This is a genomic window from Maricaulis sp. (assembly GCF_039978735.1).
In the GTDB taxonomy this organism is placed as follows: domain Bacteria; phylum Pseudomonadota; class Alphaproteobacteria; order Caulobacterales; family Maricaulaceae; genus Maricaulis.
Genome location: NZ_JBDWAS010000045.1, coordinates 155,756 through 172,080, shown reverse-complemented (window position 1 = coordinate 172,080; position 16,325 = coordinate 155,756). Strand labels below are relative to the sequence as shown.

General features: G+C 66.3%; 18 protein-coding genes. 6 read left to right on the top strand and 12 right to left on the bottom strand.

The genetic code is table 11. The features are described 5' to 3' along the window. Positions 1 to 93: 93 nt before the first annotated feature. A complete protein-coding gene (locus tag ABJO18_RS13430) occupies positions 94 to 951 on the bottom strand; it encodes a CHAD domain-containing protein (protein ID WP_348506588.1) in 858 nt (285 codons plus the stop codon). 85 nt (positions 952 to 1,036) lie between these two features. Beyond that, positions 1,037 to 1,930, bottom strand: a complete 894-nt coding sequence (locus tag ABJO18_RS13425) for a hypothetical protein (protein WP_348506589.1) — start codon at positions 1,928 to 1,930, stop codon at positions 1,037 to 1,039. A gap of 111 nt (positions 1,931 to 2,041) precedes the next feature. Here ABJO18_RS13425 and ABJO18_RS13420 point away from each other — a divergent pair, with 111 nt between their 5' ends. From ABJO18_RS13420 to hslV, 3 genes are all read left to right on the top strand, one after another. Continuing rightward, complete coding sequence (locus tag ABJO18_RS13420) at positions 2,042 to 3,049, top strand: adenosine kinase (RefSeq protein WP_348515966.1); 1,008 nt, start codon at positions 2,042 to 2,044, stop codon at positions 3,047 to 3,049. 170 nt (positions 3,050 to 3,219) lie between these two features. Next, the gene (locus tag ABJO18_RS13415; protein WP_348509514.1) at positions 3,220 to 5,313 is read left to right on the top strand and encodes an EAL domain-containing protein; all 2,094 of its coding nucleotides are present in this window, start codon (positions 3,220 to 3,222) and stop codon (positions 5,311 to 5,313) included. A 76-nt stretch (positions 5,314 to 5,389) separates the two neighbouring features. Next, the gene (gene hslV / locus ABJO18_RS13410) at positions 5,390 to 5,962 is read left to right on the top strand and encodes an ATP-dependent protease subunit HslV (protein WP_348509513.1); all 573 of its coding nucleotides are present in this window, start codon (positions 5,390 to 5,392) and stop codon (positions 5,960 to 5,962) included. 225 nt (positions 5,963 to 6,187) lie between these two features. On the opposite strand, the gene ABJO18_RS13405 is transcribed toward hslV, so the two are convergent. The 5 genes from ABJO18_RS13405 to ABJO18_RS13385 form a co-directional block, all read right to left on the bottom strand. After that, positions 6,188 to 6,391: a hypothetical protein gene (locus ABJO18_RS13405; RefSeq protein WP_348509512.1), complete on the bottom strand. Its 204-nt coding sequence runs from the start codon at positions 6,389 to 6,391 to the stop codon at positions 6,188 to 6,190. Then, positions 6,388 to 6,756 (bottom strand): transcriptional regulator, encoded by a 369-nt coding sequence (locus ABJO18_RS13400; RefSeq protein WP_348509511.1) that lies wholly within the window; start codon positions 6,754 to 6,756, stop codon positions 6,388 to 6,390. The genes ABJO18_RS13405 and ABJO18_RS13400 overlap by 4 nt, the downstream gene beginning before the upstream one ends. Beyond that, entirely contained in the window at positions 6,749 to 7,339 is a 591-nt protein-coding gene (locus ABJO18_RS13395) for a hypothetical protein (protein ID WP_348509510.1), read from the bottom strand. The genes ABJO18_RS13400 and ABJO18_RS13395 overlap by 8 nt, the downstream gene beginning before the upstream one ends. A gap of 271 nt (positions 7,340 to 7,610) precedes the next feature. Continuing rightward, positions 7,611 to 8,873 (bottom strand): aspartyl protease family protein, encoded by a 1,263-nt coding sequence (locus ABJO18_RS13390; RefSeq protein WP_348509509.1) that lies wholly within the window; start codon positions 8,871 to 8,873, stop codon positions 7,611 to 7,613. A 439-nt stretch (positions 8,874 to 9,312) separates the two neighbouring features. After that, the gene (locus tag ABJO18_RS13385) at positions 9,313 to 9,732 is read right to left on the bottom strand and encodes a VOC family protein (protein WP_291881915.1); all 420 of its coding nucleotides are present in this window, start codon (positions 9,730 to 9,732) and stop codon (positions 9,313 to 9,315) included. 81 nt (positions 9,733 to 9,813) lie between these two features. Here ABJO18_RS13385 and hslU point away from each other — a divergent pair, with 81 nt between their 5' ends. After that, a complete protein-coding gene (gene hslU / locus ABJO18_RS13380) occupies positions 9,814 to 11,121 on the top strand; it encodes an ATP-dependent protease ATPase subunit HslU (RefSeq protein WP_348509508.1) in 1,308 nt (435 codons plus the stop codon). Between the two features lie 18 nt (positions 11,122 to 11,139). Further along, positions 11,140 to 11,775, top strand: a complete 636-nt coding sequence (locus tag ABJO18_RS13375; protein WP_348509507.1) for a LysE family transporter — start codon at positions 11,140 to 11,142, stop codon at positions 11,773 to 11,775. Between the two features lie 10 nt (positions 11,776 to 11,785). On the opposite strand, the gene ABJO18_RS13370 is transcribed toward ABJO18_RS13375, so the two are convergent. From ABJO18_RS13370 to ABJO18_RS13355, 4 genes are read right to left on the bottom strand one after another with little or no spacing between them, the layout of a single operon-like run. After that, positions 11,786 to 12,364, bottom strand: coding sequence for an AAA family ATPase (locus ABJO18_RS13370; RefSeq protein WP_348509506.1), 579 nt, complete (start codon positions 12,362 to 12,364; stop codon positions 11,786 to 11,788). Between the two features lie 19 nt (positions 12,365 to 12,383). After that, positions 12,384 to 12,989, bottom strand: coding sequence for a Smr/MutS family protein (locus ABJO18_RS13365; protein WP_348509505.1), 606 nt, complete (start codon positions 12,987 to 12,989; stop codon positions 12,384 to 12,386). 6 nt (positions 12,990 to 12,995) lie between these two features. Then, positions 12,996 to 14,249: a murein transglycosylase A gene (locus tag ABJO18_RS13360; protein WP_348509504.1), complete on the bottom strand. Its 1,254-nt coding sequence runs from the start codon at positions 14,247 to 14,249 to the stop codon at positions 12,996 to 12,998. Beyond that, positions 14,233 to 14,862, bottom strand: a complete 630-nt coding sequence (locus ABJO18_RS13355) for a Tim44/TimA family putative adaptor protein (protein ID WP_348509503.1) — start codon at positions 14,860 to 14,862, stop codon at positions 14,233 to 14,235. The genes ABJO18_RS13360 and ABJO18_RS13355 overlap by 17 nt, the downstream gene beginning before the upstream one ends. Before the next feature lie 202 nt (positions 14,863 to 15,064). Between ABJO18_RS13355 and secB the strand changes: the two genes are divergently transcribed. Beyond that, complete coding sequence (secB, locus tag ABJO18_RS13350; protein WP_348509502.1) at positions 15,065 to 15,598, top strand: protein-export chaperone SecB; 534 nt, start codon at positions 15,065 to 15,067, stop codon at positions 15,596 to 15,598. A 10-nt stretch (positions 15,599 to 15,608) separates the two neighbouring features. Here the strand turns inward: secB and dnaQ are convergent, their stop codons facing one another. Further along, a complete protein-coding gene (gene dnaQ / locus ABJO18_RS13345; protein WP_348509501.1) occupies positions 15,609 to 16,301 on the bottom strand; it encodes a DNA polymerase III subunit epsilon in 693 nt (230 codons plus the stop codon). Between the last annotated feature and the right edge of the window lie 24 nt (positions 16,302 to 16,325).

Here is a 16,325-nt window from a genome sequence, read left to right as displayed (position 1 = left end):
CGCACGGACGGGTCTGGACGTGGAAAGGGCCCATCAGGGCGGGCAATCCGGGCCATTTCAAGGCCCCGTTCCGGCCGCCGTTCAGGGTCAGTGCTATCCCGCGTCCCGGAAGCCGGATTTCAGCGCCTTTTTCACCTTTTTCGGCCTGGTGCTGAACACGGCCTCGGCCCGCTCCAGCGCTTCGGCGGCCAGCGCCTCGCAGCGCGCCTCGACCCGCTCGATCGCGGCATCGGCATCGGCCAGATCGTCCAGCCGGCGGGCGAGACGGGAAAGGTCGTGGTGCAGGCCGAGAAGATCGGCCAGCGCATCGGTCTGCGACTTGCGGCGCTCCACCTCGTCCGGCCAGGCGCGCTTCAGCGCTACGGCCTGGTAGCGCCAGTCCTGGGTGCGTTTGCGCAGTTCGTGCAGGCGTTCGCCATCCGGTGCCGACTGCGCCTTGTCCAGCCGCTTTGCCGCGCGGCGATAGGTGCGCGCCATGCCGCGGGCGACCACATCCGGCACATCGTCCGGCATGGGCAGGCAGGCCAGCGCCCGATCCATCTCATCCAGCGCGCGCGCAGCCTGCCGGGCCGCCGTCGCGCGATCGATACGTTCACGGTCAGCCCGCGCCTGCGCCGCCAGTTCCGCCAGGGCCGGCCGCGCCGCTTCGTCGTCGCAATCACGCACCATCGCGCGGGCCAGCTGTTCCAGGCTGTCGGCATCGCGCGCCTCGGCCAGCACATGCCCGGCGCGCCGGGCGGCGGCATTGACCAGGCTGGCCACCTCGCGATCGCTCTCGCGCAGCAGGCGCGCAATCGACCGGGCCCGCTTGATGCTCTTGCGCGCCTCATGGACGGCCAGCAGCGGATCCTCGCCCATGCCGTCCAGGGCGCGGCGGGCATTGGCGATCTCCAGGCGGACGAGACGCGTCACGCCGGTCAGATCGTCTTCATTGCGCAGTTTCTCGGTCATGGGCGCGGCTTTATACGCAGTCGATGGCGAAGTCGTGACACCAACGGGCGCGTGCGCCTGCGCGTTCCCCGGAACCGCCGCTTTTCTAGGCCGGCACAGCCAGCATCCGCCCCAGCGCGCGGGCCAGGGTCTCGCCCATTTGCGGGCCCTGTTCGGGGTAGAGATAGGGTTCGATCAGTTCGATCTCGATCAGCGCCAGCTGGCCGTCGAGCCCGCGCAGCATGTCGACCCGCGCATAGAGCGGCTCGCCCTCGATACAGTCGAGCACCGAACGGGCCAGCGCCAGTTCGTCTTCGCCGGGCACATGGATTTCCTCATGGCCGCCATATTCCGACTGCACGCGATAATCGCCGCTGGCCGGGATTTTCCGGGCACAGTGCGAGAACTCGCCGCCGAAGAAGAGGAAGGCATATTCACCCTCCTCGGCCACGGCCGGCAGGAAGGGCTGGATCATGCAGTCCGCCGGCGGCAGGGCCTCGGCTGCGGGAACGGGCTCGCCCTTGCGGATCCGGGCCTGGCGCCAGGCCCCGGCCCCCAGAACCGGTTTCACCACGATATCGTCGCAGTCCAGCGTCTCGAAGGCCGCCGCGATCGTGTCCGCCGTGGCGCGCTCGGCCCACACGGTCGGGATCATCGGCGCGCCGCGTTCGGCGAGGTCTTTGAGATAGGTCTTGCGGCTGTTCCAGCGCACCATGGGCAGCGGGTTGAACAGGCGCGTCGCCGCAGAAATCGCCTCCAGCCTCGCCATGAAGGCGTCCGGCTTTTCCATATAATCCCAGCAGGTGCCGATCATGACGCCGTCGAAAGTGGACGGGTCGAAGTCCGGATCGTCCCAGATCACCGGCACGAGGTCAAAACCGGCAGCCGCACAGGCCGGCTGCAGCGCGGCGATCTCGAGCTCGTACTCGAAACAGTCGGCGCGGGCGGCGGGATTGTCGCGGAACATGCAGGCCGCGGTGAGAAAGGCGATACGGGTCATGGCGCGGGCTTTAGCAGAGCGGTGTCCGGCCGCAAGCCTTGTTCTCGCGCAGCGCTGCGGTTAGGTGTCACGGCTTAACCCGCTGTCTTTCAGCCACTGAACGGATTTTCCATGTCCCAAGCCCGTTTCGACGTGCTCGCCGTCGGCAATGCCATTGTCGACGTTCTCTCGCCGGCCAGCGATGAATTTCTCGCCGCCGAGGGCATCGCCAAGAATGCCATGACACTGATCGACGAGGACCGGGCGCGCACGCTCTATGCGCGCATGCAGCCGGGCAAGGAAGCCTCCGGCGGATCCGCCGCCAACACCGTTGCCGGTGTCGCCTCGCTGGGCGGCAAGGCGGCCTATATCGGCAAGGTGGCCAGTGACCAGCTGGGCGAGATCTTCACCCATGACATCCGCACGATCGGTGTGCATTTCGACACGCCGGCCCTGCAGGAAGGTCCGGCCTCGGGCCGCTGCCTGATCAATGTCACCCCGGATGCGGCGCGCTCGATGTGCACCTTCCTGGGCGCGGCCGCCCTGGTGACCGAGGATGATGTCGAGGCCGGCGCCGAAGCGCTCAAGGCCGCCGAGATCATCTATCTGGAAGGCTATCTCTTCGACCGCGAAGAGGCCAAGCGCGCCTATGTTGCCGCCGCCGAAATGGCCGCCGCTGCCAATCGCCGCACCGCGCTGACCCTGTCCGACGTGTTCTGCGTCGACCGGCACCGCGCCTCCTTCCGCCATCTCGTGGCCAACCATATCGACATCCTGCTGGCCAATGAGGCCGAGCTGCTCGCGCTCTACGAGACCGAGGATTTCGATACCGCCCTCAACGCCGTACGCCAGGATGTGGCCATCGCCGCGGTGACGCGGTCGGAAAAGGGCGCCGTGATCGTCGCCGGCGGGGAGACCGTGACCGTGGCGGCCGAACCGGTTTCGCAACTGGTCGACACGACGGGTGCGGGCGATCTCTTCGCATCGGGCTTTCTTCTGGGCATCGCCCAGGGCCGGCCGCTGGCGGAAGCGGGTAAAATGGGGGCGATTTCCGCCGCCGAGATCATCTCCCACTACGGCGCACGTCCCGACTGCAGTCTGAAAGACCTCGCGGAAGAGGCCGGAATCGCCTTCGAGTAAAGGCGTTTCCGGTATTCGACTAAAAACTTAACGAAAAAACTCCGGCATTTTAACCACAATTCAAGTGCTTGGTGTCACCGTGATCCTTGAGAACGGGCGAGAAGGTCTTCTTGCCTGCGTATTTGGTGGTGAAAACGCGCTCCAGAACCGGAGCGCGCTCAGGGGTAGACATGGCACCCATCCGCAAAGCGGTGTCGCGGGTAATGCGTTCGCTGGTGATGAAGTTCACGCTGCTCACCGGCGCTCTTATCTTCGCGACCACACTCATGCTGATGACGCTGGAGAGCATTTCCGCGCAACGGGAAACGCGTAACCTGCTGATCGACCGGTCCGTGGCCTCGCTGCAGACCACGGCGAGCCGGCTGGCCAACGCGGTGTCCGAAAACAATAACGGTTTCGTCGACTTGTATGTCGAGGAACTGATCGCCTCGCTGGGCGCGTCGGAAATGTACGTCCTCAACAATCGCCGCGAAGTGCTCGGCGAAGCCTATGACGACGATCGTGAACAGGGCCGCCTGCGCGCCGCCGACATGGCCGTCATGGCCCTGGGTGCCGGCGATCTGCGCTATTCCGTGCATGACGGCTTCCTGGAAATGGCCGCGCCTGTCTATACGGCCGAACGCCGCCTGGTCGGGGTCGTCTATGCCAAGCGCGAACTGGTCGAACTGGTCGCCTCGCGCAATGCGGCGATCCAGCGCCAGACGCTGATCGCGCTGTTCGCCCTGGGGATTTTCCTGCCGCTGGCCGCGTTGATCGTCGGCCGCGCCCTCAAGCCGGTGCAGACGCTGACCGATGCCGCGCGCCTGGCCTCGTCGAAAAATCTCGACATGCGCATCAATGTGAAGACCGGCGACGAGCTGGAAGTGCTCGCCAATGCCTTCAACCGCATGTTTGCGCGCCTGGACGGCAATCTCAAACGCATCCATCGCCTGGCCTATGTCGACCTGGTGACCGAGCTGCCCAATCGCGAACGCTTCCGCAAGGAAACCGAGCGCGTGGCCCGCAAGGCGCTGGAAGAGGGCACGTCCGGTGCCGTGCTCTTCCTCGATCTCGACCGCTTCAAGCGCGTCAATGACAGTCTGGGTATCGGCGAGGGCGACCGCCTGCTGGAAATGGTCGGCCGCCGCCTCTCCGAGGTTGCCCGCGGCTGTGACATGGCCTCCGCCAGCGGCGAGGAACCCTCCATGGTCGCCCGTCTCGGCGGCGACGAGTTCACCGTTCTGCTGCCGCAGATTGCCGACAGCGCCGACGCGGCCCGCGTCGCCAACAAGCTGGTCGACGCGATCCGCATGCCGTTCGAGATTTCCGGCCACCACGTCTTCCTGGGCGTGTCGATCGGTGTCGCCGTCTTCCCGCAGGACGGGGCCGACCCGGAAACCCTGATGCGTCATGCCGACCTGGCGATGGCCCATGCCAAACGCGCCGGCGGCTCGGCCGCGCAATTCTTCGAGCCGACCATGAACCAGTCCGCCTTCGAGCGCCTGGTGCTGGAAAACGAGCTGCGCGACGCCGTGCAGCAGGACCAGCTGATCGTCTACTACCAGCCGAAAGTCCTGATGAAGGACGGCACGTGTGCCGGGGCCGAGGCGCTGGTGCGCTGGCAGCACCCGACGGCCGGCCTCCTGTCGCCGGGCGCCTTCATCGAGGCGGCCGAGGAATGCGGCCTGATCGGCGAGATCGGCGACTGGGTGCTGCGCGCCGCCTGCCGCGAAGCCGCCTCCTGGCGGGCCCGCGGTCTGGAAATTCCGGTCGCGGTCAACGTCTCGGCCATGCAGTTCGAACGCGAAGGCTTCTCGGAATCCGTGCTCGATGCCCTGCAGGCGGCCAATCTGCCGCCGCACCTGCTGGAGCTGGAGCTCACCGAATCGATCGCGATGGAAAACCCGGAACGGGTGATCGAACAGGTGCAGCCGCTGCGCGATCGCGGTGTCAGCTTCGCCATCGACGATTTCGGTACGGGCCACTCCTCCCTGTCCTACCTGACGCGCATGCCCTTCGACGTGTTCAAGATCGACCAGTCCTTCGTGCGCGACATGGCGACCGACCCGCACGCCCGCATCGTCGTCGAGACGATCCTGGCCATGGCCAAGTCGCTGAAACTGGAAACCGTCGCGGAAGGCGTGGAAACCGCCGAGCAGATGAACATGCTGCGCGCCCAGGGGGCCACCCTGGCCCAGGGCTTCCTGTTCGGCCGGCCGATGCCGGGTGCCGATCTGGTGGAGTTCGCCACCGATTCCAGCAGCGACCGCGCCGTCAACGAATAGCCGCGCCCGGCGCCCGGGACTTGATCCCGGCGCCGGACCCGGCCACATGCAGGGGGTATCCAAGGGAGACCCTCGCATGACCCACGCTTCCCCGACCGACTATGCCGATGCCAGCCAGTGGCGGGGCACCACGATTGTCGCGGTCCGCAAGGCCGGCAAGCTGGTGCTCGCCGGCGACGGCCAGGTGTCGATCGGGCCGACCGTGATGAAGGGCAATGCCCGCAAGGTGCGCCGCTTGGCCGGCGGCAATGTCGTCGCCGGTTTCGCCGGCGCCACCGCCGACGCCTTCGCCCTGTTCGAACGCCTGGAGGCCAAGCTGGAACAATATCCCGGCCAGCTCGCCCGCGCCTGTGTCGAGCTCGCCAAGGACTGGCGCACCGACCGCTATCTCAGGCGCCTGGAAGCCATGCTGATCGTCGGCGACAGCATGGAAACCTACCTGCTGACCGGTGCCGGCGATGTGCTGGAACCGGAAGACGGCATCGTCGCCGTCGGCTCCGGCGGCAATTACGCCCTCTCGGCCGCCCGGGCCCTGTTCGACTACGAGGACGACCCGGAAGTCATCGCCCGCAAATCCATGGCCATCGCCGCCCGCATCTGCGTCTACACGAACGAAAACCTGACCGTGGAAGTGCTGGGCAGCGAATAGGGCAGCTCTCGTACTCAAGCACACTTTTCACTCACTCAAGCGCACTTTCCCCGGGGGGCCCGTTCCGGGGAAAATGGAGTTTCGGCGCACTCGCCTTTCCGCCCCGGTTCACGGGGTAGGGCGTAGCGCGTTTCGCCTCTGCGGCCGGCCTCGCCGTCTATTGCTCAAACCCTTGCCGGCGACGGATCAGGCGCCCGAACGATGATGGAAACGCTCGGTATCCGGCTACTGCCGGGCCCGGCCCCAGCGGCGCAGGCCGATTGTCAGCGCGACCGCATTGGTCAGCGCCAGTAGCGTCCAGACGATGAAGACGAACAGGGTCCAGTTCGTCGATCCGGGTTCCAGGACGCGCATGAGATAGAGGGCTGTCATGACCGCCGAGGCGCCTGTCATGACAGCGGCAAGGCGCGGAAAACCTGCGTGTTTCATGATCGCATATCCTTTCGCTTTTCAGCCGCCCGGGACGGGCGGATATCGATCAGGCCGAGAAAGCGGATCAGCGCCTTGCCCTGGGCTTGCAGGCGCGCGGCGCCGTCCGGCGTGATGCGCAGCGTGGTTTTCGGGCGCTTGCCCTCGAACCCTTTCTCGACCGACACCAGACCAGCCGCCTCCAGCTTGCCCAGATGGGCGGACAGATTGCCCTGGGTCAGTCCGGTCTGGCGCATCAGCCAGGTAAAGTCGGCGCTATCGACCGAGAGCAGGAGCGCCAGGATCGCCAGGCGCGCCGGCTCGTGGATCGTCTTGTCCAGCGCCAGCACATCCCGGATTTCCGGCAGGATACCGGCCTCAGGCATCCTCGTCCCCTGTCATCGGGTAGCGCATCATGAAGCGGGCCAGAAGCGCACCGCCGCATGCCAGCACCAGCACACCCGACAGGAGGATGAGCAGACCAGGGCGGTCCGTACCCGTCCAGGCGCCGGCGAGACCGAGCCCGATCGCGAAGAGGCCGTAGGCGGCAAACCGTTTCGCGCCCAGCATCAAGCCCGCGAACAGCCCCAAGCCAACCAGTATGGCAGGAATGCCGACGGCGACATTCCCCACACCGCCCAGACCCGTTCCGCCACGATTGACAAAGATCAGGAAGGCCAGCTCGGTCAGGCCGACGCCGGCCCCGAATATCAACCAGCCTGTCAGGGCGCGCCGGGTCTCGGCCTGCTGCGCCGACCCGAATTGCGGCGAAGAAAGACGGGGCTCGACAAGCGCGCGCCGGCCGATCGTCCAGAATGGCGCCAGAGCCGCCGGAACGAGTGCGCCGAGCACGATCTGATCGGCCAGCCAGGCCAGCCCGATCAGCACCAGGCCGAGCCCGGTCAGTACGTCCAGCCAGCCATCGTCGAAGGAGCGCCGGTAGAGGGCGCGGGTCATGGGCATCGTCATGGTCACCTCCATAGACGGGTATTATGTCTGCATCACAGACTAAAATGCAATACAGACTTTTTGTCGCAGCCCGCTGACAGCCTGAACAAGCCTGGCAGCGGACGCGCCCCTTCACCTCAAGCGCACTTTCCCCGGACCCCGTTCCGGGGCCCGGCACATGAAGACGTGCTGTGCTCAGTTCGTCAGCAATCACAGGCCCCGGAACGGGGTGCGGGGAAACCGGGTGTTGTGCTTCTCCCCCACGATGTGGGGAAGAAAACGCCCTCCCGCCTCAGCGCACCGGCGGCACTTCGATGACACGCGTTTCGCCCGCGCGATCCACCGTCAGCGCGCCGCCATCGGCCTCGCTGTACTCTGCCATCAGCCAGTGCACGTCCTCGCAGCCATCACCGCCCAGGACGCGCCCGTCGATCGCCGTGACGCGGTCGCCCAGGCGCAGGCCGGCCTCATCTGCCGGCGAGCCCTGGAATAATTGCACCACTTCGACTCCCTCGCCCGCGAAAGCCAGGGCAAAGCCCGGTTCGACCCGTTCCGGCGCCGGCACGTCGCGCGGGGACAGGGTGAAGGCCGCGCCGGGATAGTCCAGCGTCACGATGAAACGATCGGTCATCCCTGCACCCACCAGGCTGGGCGGGACCGTGCGTGTGGTGGCGCGCACAGGGCCGGGCGAGGTCTCGCCGATGCGAAAATCCTCGAGCGAGAAGCGCACCAGTTCGCGGTTTTCAGACCGTCCGCCCGCGCCTTCGCCGTCACTGCCCTGGCCGGTCACCACCGATCCGCGCACGACATGCGCCCGCGCCGGACGGCTGTCCGCGACCTCATGGAACAGCACCACCTCTTCCTCGCTGCCGGTATCGAACAATGCCTTGTCCTCGATCCGCCCCAGCGCATAGTCGAGCACGGGCGCGTGCGGATAGCCGAAATCATGAAGGGGGGCAGACAGCACTGTCTCCAGCGGCGCCAGGGCGGCGGCGCTTTCGGCGATCTCCAGCCGGCCGGCCGCGGCGTCGATCCGCCAGGCACTGCCGGGCAGGATTTCCGACCCGATCACCCCGCCATCGATCAGGCAGGCCCCGGTCGCCAGGCCGGAAAAGTCATGGATCAGCACCGGCACGCGGGTGAAGGTGACATCGCCCAGGGTCAGCCGGTCGATGATCGCGAAATCCATCGTCACCGGCGTGCCATTGGCATCGCGACCGGTATTCCGGCCGACAATTTCCAGCCCCAGCGCATCGGCGAGCTGGCGCGACAGCACGGTCGGCGAGCCGGTATCGAAGATGAATTCACGGGTCTCGCCGTTCACCGACGCGTCGAGATAGAATTTCCGCACCCGCGTCTGGAAGGGCACGCCGGAAACCGGCGCCGTGCGCTCGATTCCCACAGGGGCCGACAGCAGGGCCTGCAGGTCTTCCTGCTGTGCGAAAGCCGGTGAAGTGGCTGGAAGGGTTACGGCCAGCGCACCGGCGAGCACCGGTAGGGCCAGTCGGACAAATGAAAATCGCCGGGTGAAGGGCGTCGGGCATGGTCTGGTCAAGGGTCATCTCCCCGTCAAGGAAACACCCGCATCGACCCATCCCCCGATGTGCCTGCGTGCACTCTAGCCGGGGTGGCTCAAGGGCGCCAGCGTTCCATCATCAATCACACTTTCCCCGGACCCCGTTCCGGGGCCCGGCATATGAAGACGGTCTGCGCCTGACTTGCCATCGATCGCAGGCCCCGGAACGGGGTCCGGGGGAAGAACAAAGCCCGGGGAAAAGCGTGTTTGAGGCAGCGCTTGATGCGTCGCACCCTTCCGGTGTCATCCCGGTCGCATGGCCTGCGCAGGCAGGCCGGAGGGCCGGGACCCATACGCTCGTTGTGCCGCGTAGCAGGCGCGATGTCCGTGGCAGCGGGATGGGCATCGGGATTATGGGTCCCGGACTTGCGCCCCGCCTGCGTGGGGCATCCATCCGGGATGACAAGAAGAGCGGGCCCTACGCCGCGAAAATCTGGTCGTCGTTGCGGAAGGTCTTGAATTCCAGATTGTTTCCGGCCGGGTCGCGGACGAAGAATGTGCCCTGTTCGCCCGGCTGGCCCTCGAAGCGCACATAGGGCTCGATGACGAATTCGAAGCCGGCATCGCGGAATTTTTCCGCCAGGCTTTCCCAGTCGGACCAGTCCAGCAGAAGACCGAAATGGCGGCAGGGCACCTGGTGGCCGTCGACCGCGCCGGTCGGCGGCGGCGTGCATTCGTCCGGCGCGTAATGGGCGACGATCTGGTGGCCATAGAGGTCGAAATCGACCCAGTTCTCGGCCGAGCGGCCTTCCGGACAGCCCAGCAGACCGCCATAGAAACGGCGCGCCTCGGCGATATCGTTGACGGGAAAAGCCAGGTGGAAACGGGGACGGCTCATGGGCGTTCTGCCTTTCGGGACTGGTTTCAGGCCATAGCCCTGATTACATCATGCTGACCAACAGGCAACGCAAAGCTCTCGATGACCGATTTTTCTCCACGCGAAATTGTCTCCGAACTCGACCGCCACATCGTCGGCCAGTCCGACGCGAAGAAGGCCGTGGCCATCGCCCTGCGCAATCGCTGGCGGCGGCGGCAGCTGGACGAGACACTCGCCGAGGAAGTCACGCCGAAGAATATCCTGATGATCGGGCCGACCGGTGTCGGCAAGACCGAGATCTCCCGCCGCCTGGCCAAGCTGGCCGGGGCGCCCTTCATCAAGGTGGAAGCGACCAAATTCACCGAAGTGGGTTATGTCGGCCGCGATGTCGACCAGATCGCCCGTGACCTGGTCGAGATCGCCATTTCCCTGGTGCGCGAGAAAAAGCGCGAGGAAGTGAAGGCGCGTGCCCACACCGCCGCCGAGAACCGCGTGCTCGAGGCGCTGGTCGGGCCGGGCGCCTCGGAGAGCACCAAGGACAGTTTCCGCAAGCGCCTGCGCGCCGGCGAGCTGGACGACAAGGATGTCGAGATCCAGCTGTCCGAGACCTCTTCGCCCATGCAGATGCTGGACATTCCCGGCATGCCCTCGGGCGGGGCCGGTGTGCTCAATCTGGGCGAACTCTTTGGCAAGGGCTTCCCGAAGAAGACCAAGACCGTGCGCATGAAGGTGAAGGATGCCTATGAGCCGCTGATCGAGGAAGAGGCCGACAATCTGCTCGACGACGCCCAGATCACCGCCGAGGCGATCCGGCTGGCCGAGAATGACGGCATCGTCTTCCTCGACGAGATCGACAAGATCGCTGCGCGCTCGGACGCCCGCGGTGGCGATGTCTCCCGCGAGGGCGTGCAGCGCGATCTTCTGCCGCTGATCGAGGGCACGACGGTGGCCACCAAGCACGGCGCCATCAAGACCGACCATATCCTGTTCATCGCCTCGGGCGCCTTCCACGTCGCCAAACCCTCGGACATGCTGCCCGAATTGCAGGGCCGCCTGCCGATCCGGGTCGAGCTGTCCGCGCTCACCGAAGCCGATTTCATCCGCATCCTCACCGAGCCGGAAGCCAATCTGATCAAGCAGTACACCGCGCTGATGGGCACGGAAGGCGTGACACTGGACTTCACCGAGGACGCCGTGAAAGCGCTGGCCAAGCTGGCCGCCGACGTCAATTCGACCGTCGAGAATATCGGCGCACGGCGGCTGCAGACCGTGATGGAAAAACTGGTGGAGGAGGTCTCCTTCACCGCCTCCGACCGCTCCGGTGAAACAATCACGATCGACGAGGCCTATGTCGCCAAACATGTCGGCGAACTCGCCAAGAATGCCGATTTGTCGAAGTTCATTCTCTGACACGGGACGGGCTGCGGCATGGATATTTCGCTGGCGGGTATCCTGGGCGCAGGCTTGCTGGTGATGGCCAGTCCGGGCCCGGCCACGCTGGCGATAGCCGCCGCATCCATGCAGGAGGGCCGCCGGAACGGGCTTGCCCTCGCGGCCGGGGTGACGACCGGATCGGTGACCTGGTCACTCCTGGCCGCGGCGGGGCTCGGCGTTGTCATGGCCAGCCATGCCTGGGCCTTCACCCTCCTGCGCTATCTCGGCGCCGGCTATCTCCTCTATCTGGCAATCAGATCGGCCCGCACCGCGCTGCAGCGGCAAACCCCTGCTGACATGGCTGACAAGCGGACTGTTCCCGCCTCGCCAGCCGCATCCTTCCGCCGGGGCCTGCTGATCCATCTGACCAATCCCAAGGCGGTGTTCTTTTTCGGCGCGCTGTATTCCCTCGGCCTGCCGGCCGGTGCCGGCCTGTCCGAACTCGCCGTCATCGTCGCCGCACTCGGGGCGCTGGCCGGGCTGATCTTCTGCGGCTATGCGCTGCTCTTCGCCGCCCCGCCAGTCGCGCGCGGCTATGCCCGTCTCAAACGCGCTTTCAATGCCGTTCTCGCTGTATTGTTCAGCGGCGCGGCCATCCGGATTCTCATGTCCCGGGCGCCGGCCGGATGATGTTCAGCCTTCAAGCCAGCCGGGCCTCGATGAAATCGGCCCGCTCGGCCAGCGGACCCTTCGGCACAATCTCGACATCATAACCTGCGGCCGGATAGGCGGTCAGCAGATGCTCGTACTCGGCCACCGCGACGCCGAAATCGTGCTGCCGCTCGCCATCCTGCTCGAACAGCTCCTGCCAGGGCGGGACCAGGAAGACCGTACGCGCATAGCGCAGCCGCTCGACGATCCGGCGATGGTGACCGGCCACGGCAAGTCCCGCCCGCTCCAGCGCGGCAACGGCATCCACGACCGAGCGGTCGAAAATCGTCCGCCGCGCCTCCGCCACAGCGGTCGCGTGAAAGTGCGTCGCGCGCGACAGGCACAGGTCAACAAAGCACGAAAGGTCCTTCCAGGGCAGGCCCGGACCGTCGATCAGCGTCTGCTCGCGCACGATCTGGCGGCCGGGTTCGGGCCGCACCGCATGGCCGCGCCGGGCCAGTTCCTTGAGCAGGCTCGACTTGCCGCCGCCGGAACAGCCCGACAGCACGGTCAGACGCGCCGTCTCCTCCGCCGTGGGCCGGCGGATCATATAGCTCTCTTCGCTCATCCTGATCTGTCCTGTCGTATCAGCCGGTTTTCGGCTTGACCCGCAGCGTCACATAGAAGGCGCCGCCGCCGCCATGGCGGATATGGGCGGGCGCTATTCCTGACACCTGCTGACGGAATTCCGGACTACCCAGCCATTCCGGCAGTTTGCGGCGCAGCACGCCGGGTTCCTCGACATAGTCCCAGGGCTCGGCATCGCGCTCGCGCGTCTTCAGCCCCTTGCCGGTGATCACCAGAACGGTGCGATATCCCCCCCTGTGGGCCATCGTGATAAAATGGCGCAGCGAGGACAGCGCCTGGTCCTGGGTCAGGCCGTGCAGATCGAGGCGGGCGTCGATCTCCACCCGTCCCCGGCGCACGCGTTTTTCCGTCGAACGGTCATGCGGCACCGGCGGGCGATGGGTGGCCGGATCGCGATAGGCATGACGCTGCGGCAGCGGCCTGTCCGGCTTGCGGGCGGAAACGTCACCGGATGGGGCATCAATGTCACTCGAAGGGGGCACCAATGGGGGCTCTTCGTCATGCTCAAGTGACTGCTTCTTGGCATCATCGAGCGGGGTCACCGAACGCGCCACTTTCCGCCAGAGCGCACGCTCCTCGGGCCGTATTGTCCGCTTGCCCTTCATCGGCGGTCACGCAGGCGGGCGTTCGGCGAACAGGCGTGCAACCACTGTGTGCGGCAACAGCATCACCCATTCCGCCTGCGCCCGGGTAGAGCCGGCCCGGCGTTCCGCCGCCTCGCCCCAGCCCCAGAAAAAATCCACCCGCAGCGGTCCCGTGATCGCCCCGCCGGTATCCTGGGTGACAACCAGGCCGGACCAGGGACCCAGCTCGGGCAGATCGGCACTCAGCCAGACCGGCACGCCATAGGCGTGCTGGGACGGATCCACCGCGATCGAGGCCATCGGTGTCAGCGGCACGCCGGCCGAACCGGACGGGCCGATCGCGGGATCGTCCAACGTCCGGGTCTGGAAGAAGACATAGCGCGGATTGACCGAGAAGAGCTCGGCCGTCGCCTGCGGACCATTTTCCTCCAGCCAGGCCTCGATCCCCGCCTTGGAGGCCACATGCGCCTCCAGCTCGCCCCGCTCGATCAGTTCACGTCCGATCGAACGGTAGGGCAGGCCGTTGTGGGCGGCAAAGGCGGCACGCTCCTGATGACCGTCGGGCCAGACGAGGCGGCCGGAGCCCTGGATCTGCAGGAAGAAGACATCGGCCGGACGGCCCCAGGCGAAAACCTCGCCGGCATCCTGGCGTTCGATCTCGCCACGATCCTTGTAGAGCACCAGCTCACCGCCACGCACCTCGCCGACAATGCGGCGCCCGGCCAAGGCCGGATCGAACCGGCCCAGATCGACCGTCACCAGATCGTCCGGCCGACGGCGCAAGGGCTGGGTAAACCCGTCCCCGGGCTCCGGGCGGACATGGACGAAAGGCTCGTAATAGCCTGTCATCATGCCGGTTTGTGCCTCGGTCCCGCTCTCCGGCTCGACGGCGACCACGCGGACCGGCGTGAATACCGCCTCGAAGACCGGCTGCAGCGGCGCCGTGCCGGGCTCCACCGCATCGAGCTGGGTACAGGCCTCGCGCCAGTCGGCGACCGTTCCGGCCCAGGCGGCCCGTTCGCTCAGCGGCGCGACTGCATCGCGCACCCGCAGACGTTCACAGCTGCGCAGGAAGGCCGATTGCGCGTCGGCGAGATCGGCCTCTGCCCAGCCGGGCAGTGCATCCCAGCTGGCGGGCAGGAATTCGAGCGTGTCGGGGACCGGCGCCGGCGGTTCGTCCGGCTGCGGCGCGGGTTCAGGCTCCGGCTGGCAGGCAATCAGCAGCAGACAACCGGCCGCGACCGTCCAGGGTGCGCGCCGGCGTCTAAGCCGAAGCGACACGGGTCAGCACCCAGTTCGGATTGCTGTCGTCCGTGCGGCGCTGGAAGACCCAGTCCTCATGCACCGTCGAGAGGCGATTGAAGTCGCCGGCGACGGACTTGCCATTGGCGTCCAGGGTCTCGGTCGCAATCTCGGCATCGAAATGCACCTTGATCGTCGCGACATGATCGGTGTGGTCCGCCTCGGTGATCTCGGCCGAACGGATACGCTCGATCTCGGTGCGCACGGTCTCGCCCTTCGTCTCACGCTTGGCAATGGCGGCCTCGTAGCGGTCGTAGACGGCCGGCGCGAGCAGCGGTTTGAGCGTCTCGCGATCGCCGCGGGCAAAGGCCTCGACAATCATTTCGTAGGCGGCGCGGGCGCCTTCCAGGAAGCGTGCCGGGTCGAAACTGGTATCGGCAGCGGCAATGGCTTCCAGACCCGCAGCGGCCGGACCCTCGAAGGCCGGGCGCAGATGCGTGGCGCTATCCGACGCCAGGTCCTTGCGGGTTTCGACATCCCGGGGCGCTGGCGCTTCCATATGGCCTTCGCGCCGTCCGAGCACTGAATACAGGCGGATGGCGAAGAAAACGGCTATGGCACCGAAGATAAGGGTCGAGAGGAGTTCGATCATCAAGGTCCGCCAGACTGGGCAAGCAACAGGTCCAGTCCCTAGATATAGGCCGGATTGGCGGTCACGTCAGCCTCTGCGCTGTGGTGCTGCCAGCTTGCCGCAGGCAGGCCCGCATGTTAACGGGCCCGCCTTGTTTCAGTACGGCCCTGTTGAGGGGTCCGACATTCACCTTGCCCGAACCGGGGCTCATCCGGGGACTTAAATGACCGACGCACCGTCCACGCCGACCGACACCCAGACGCCCGCCCAGCCGCAGCTTCGCGTGCTGGCGCAGTATGTGAAGGACCTCTCCTTCGAAAATCCCGGCGCACCGGACACGCTGCGTCCGGGTCAGCCGGCCCCCGGCATCGACCTGTCGATCGACGTGCGCGCCCGCAATGTCGGCGATGACACGTTCGAAGTCCTGCTGGTCATCAGCTCTCGCGCCAGCCGCAAGAGCGAAGCCGGCGAAGACAGCATCGTCTTCATCGCCGAGCTGACCTATGGCGGCCTGTTCCAGCTGGCCAATATCCCGGACGCCGAGCGCGAGCCCTTCCTGCTGATCGAATGCCCGCGCATGATCTTCCCCTATGCGCGCCGCATCCTCGCCGACACCACGCGCGACGGTAATTTCCCGCCGCTGATGCTGGATCCGGTGGATTTCGCCAGCCTCTATCGCCAGCAGCTGGCCAAGCGTGCCGCCGCCGTTCCGGGCGCCGACACCAATGGCAATGGCGATCCGGCCGCGTCGAACTGACGCGACGCCGCTAGACGTTCGACAGACGTTTCCAGAGCGCGTCGTCACCCAGCTCGTCGATAAAGGCGGCATGGGCGGCGCGCTCTGCGTCGGACACGCGCGAGACCAGCGGCTGCGGCCGCGGCGCACGCGCGGGAAACGCCACCTTGCCATCCGTTGAGGCATGCCGACCCGACAGGTCGAGCGCCCGGGTGCGCCCGCCGGTCAGTTCCAGATAAACCTCGGCCAGCAGCAGGGCGTCGATCAGCGCGCCGTGCTTGTCACGCGTGTCGAGCGAGATATCGAACCGCTTGCACAGCGCATCCAGCGACACATAGGAGCCGGGAAATTTCGCGCGGGCGATCCGGGCCGTGTCCTTGAACCGATCTTCCGGATAGATGGGGTGGCCGAGCCGGGCGAGCTCCATATTGATAAAGCCGCGGTCGAAGGGCGCATTGTGCGCGACCAGGACGGCGTCGCCGACAAAGGCCAGGAAATCCTCGGCGATCTCCTCGAACAGCGGCTTGTCGGCGAGGAATTCCGCGGTCAAACCGGTGATCTCGATCACTTCCTTGGGGATGGAGCGCTGCGGATTGACATAGGCGTGGAAGGTCTTGCCGGTCGGGATGCAGTCGATTACCTCGACGCAGCCCAGCTCGGTCACCCGGTCGCCGGTATTGGGATCAAGACCCGTGGTTTCCGTATCGAAGACGATTTCCCGCATGTCCGCCCCTGAACCTCTCTGGCT

Excerpts from the sequence above, each read along its gene's own strand:
- ABJO18_RS13430 (WP_348506588.1), bottom strand. The coding sequence starts at position 951 with ATGACCGAGAAACTGCGCAATGAAGACGATCTGACCGGCGTGACGCGT.
- ABJO18_RS13425 (WP_348506589.1), bottom strand. The coding sequence starts at position 1,930 with ATGACCCGTATCGCCTTTCTCACCGCGGCCTGCATGTTCCGCGACAAT.
- ABJO18_RS13420 (WP_348515966.1), top strand. The coding sequence starts at position 2,042 with ATGTCCCAAGCCCGTTTCGACGTGCTCGCCGTCGGCAATGCCATTGTC.
- ABJO18_RS13415 (WP_348509514.1), top strand. The coding sequence starts at position 3,220 with ATGGCACCCATCCGCAAAGCGGTGTCGCGGGTAATGCGTTCGCTGGTG.
- hslV (WP_348509513.1), top strand. The coding sequence starts at position 5,390 with ATGACCCACGCTTCCCCGACCGACTATGCCGATGCCAGCCAGTGGCGG.
- ABJO18_RS13405 (WP_348509512.1), bottom strand. The coding sequence starts at position 6,391 with ATGAAACACGCAGGTTTTCCGCGCCTTGCCGCTGTCATGACAGGCGCC.
- ABJO18_RS13400 (WP_348509511.1), bottom strand. The coding sequence starts at position 6,756 with ATGCCTGAGGCCGGTATCCTGCCGGAAATCCGGGATGTGCTGGCGCTG.
- ABJO18_RS13395 (WP_348509510.1), bottom strand. The coding sequence starts at position 7,339 with ATGACGATGCCCATGACCCGCGCCCTCTACCGGCGCTCCTTCGACGAT.
- ABJO18_RS13385 (WP_291881915.1), bottom strand. The coding sequence starts at position 9,732 with ATGAGCCGTCCCCGTTTCCACCTGGCTTTTCCCGTCAACGATATCGCC.
- hslU (WP_348509508.1), top strand. The coding sequence starts at position 9,814 with ATGACCGATTTTTCTCCACGCGAAATTGTCTCCGAACTCGACCGCCAC.
- ABJO18_RS13375 (WP_348509507.1), top strand. The coding sequence starts at position 11,140 with ATGGATATTTCGCTGGCGGGTATCCTGGGCGCAGGCTTGCTGGTGATG.
- ABJO18_RS13370 (WP_348509506.1), bottom strand. The coding sequence starts at position 12,364 with ATGAGCGAAGAGAGCTATATGATCCGCCGGCCCACGGCGGAGGAGACG.
- ABJO18_RS13365 (WP_348509505.1), bottom strand. The coding sequence starts at position 12,989 with ATGAAGGGCAAGCGGACAATACGGCCCGAGGAGCGTGCGCTCTGGCGG.
- ABJO18_RS13355 (WP_348509503.1), bottom strand. The coding sequence starts at position 14,862 with ATGATCGAACTCCTCTCGACCCTTATCTTCGGTGCCATAGCCGTTTTC.
- secB (WP_348509502.1), top strand. The coding sequence starts at position 15,065 with ATGACCGACGCACCGTCCACGCCGACCGACACCCAGACGCCCGCCCAG.
- dnaQ (WP_348509501.1), bottom strand. The coding sequence starts at position 16,301 with ATGCGGGAAATCGTCTTCGATACGGAAACCACGGGTCTTGATCCCAAT.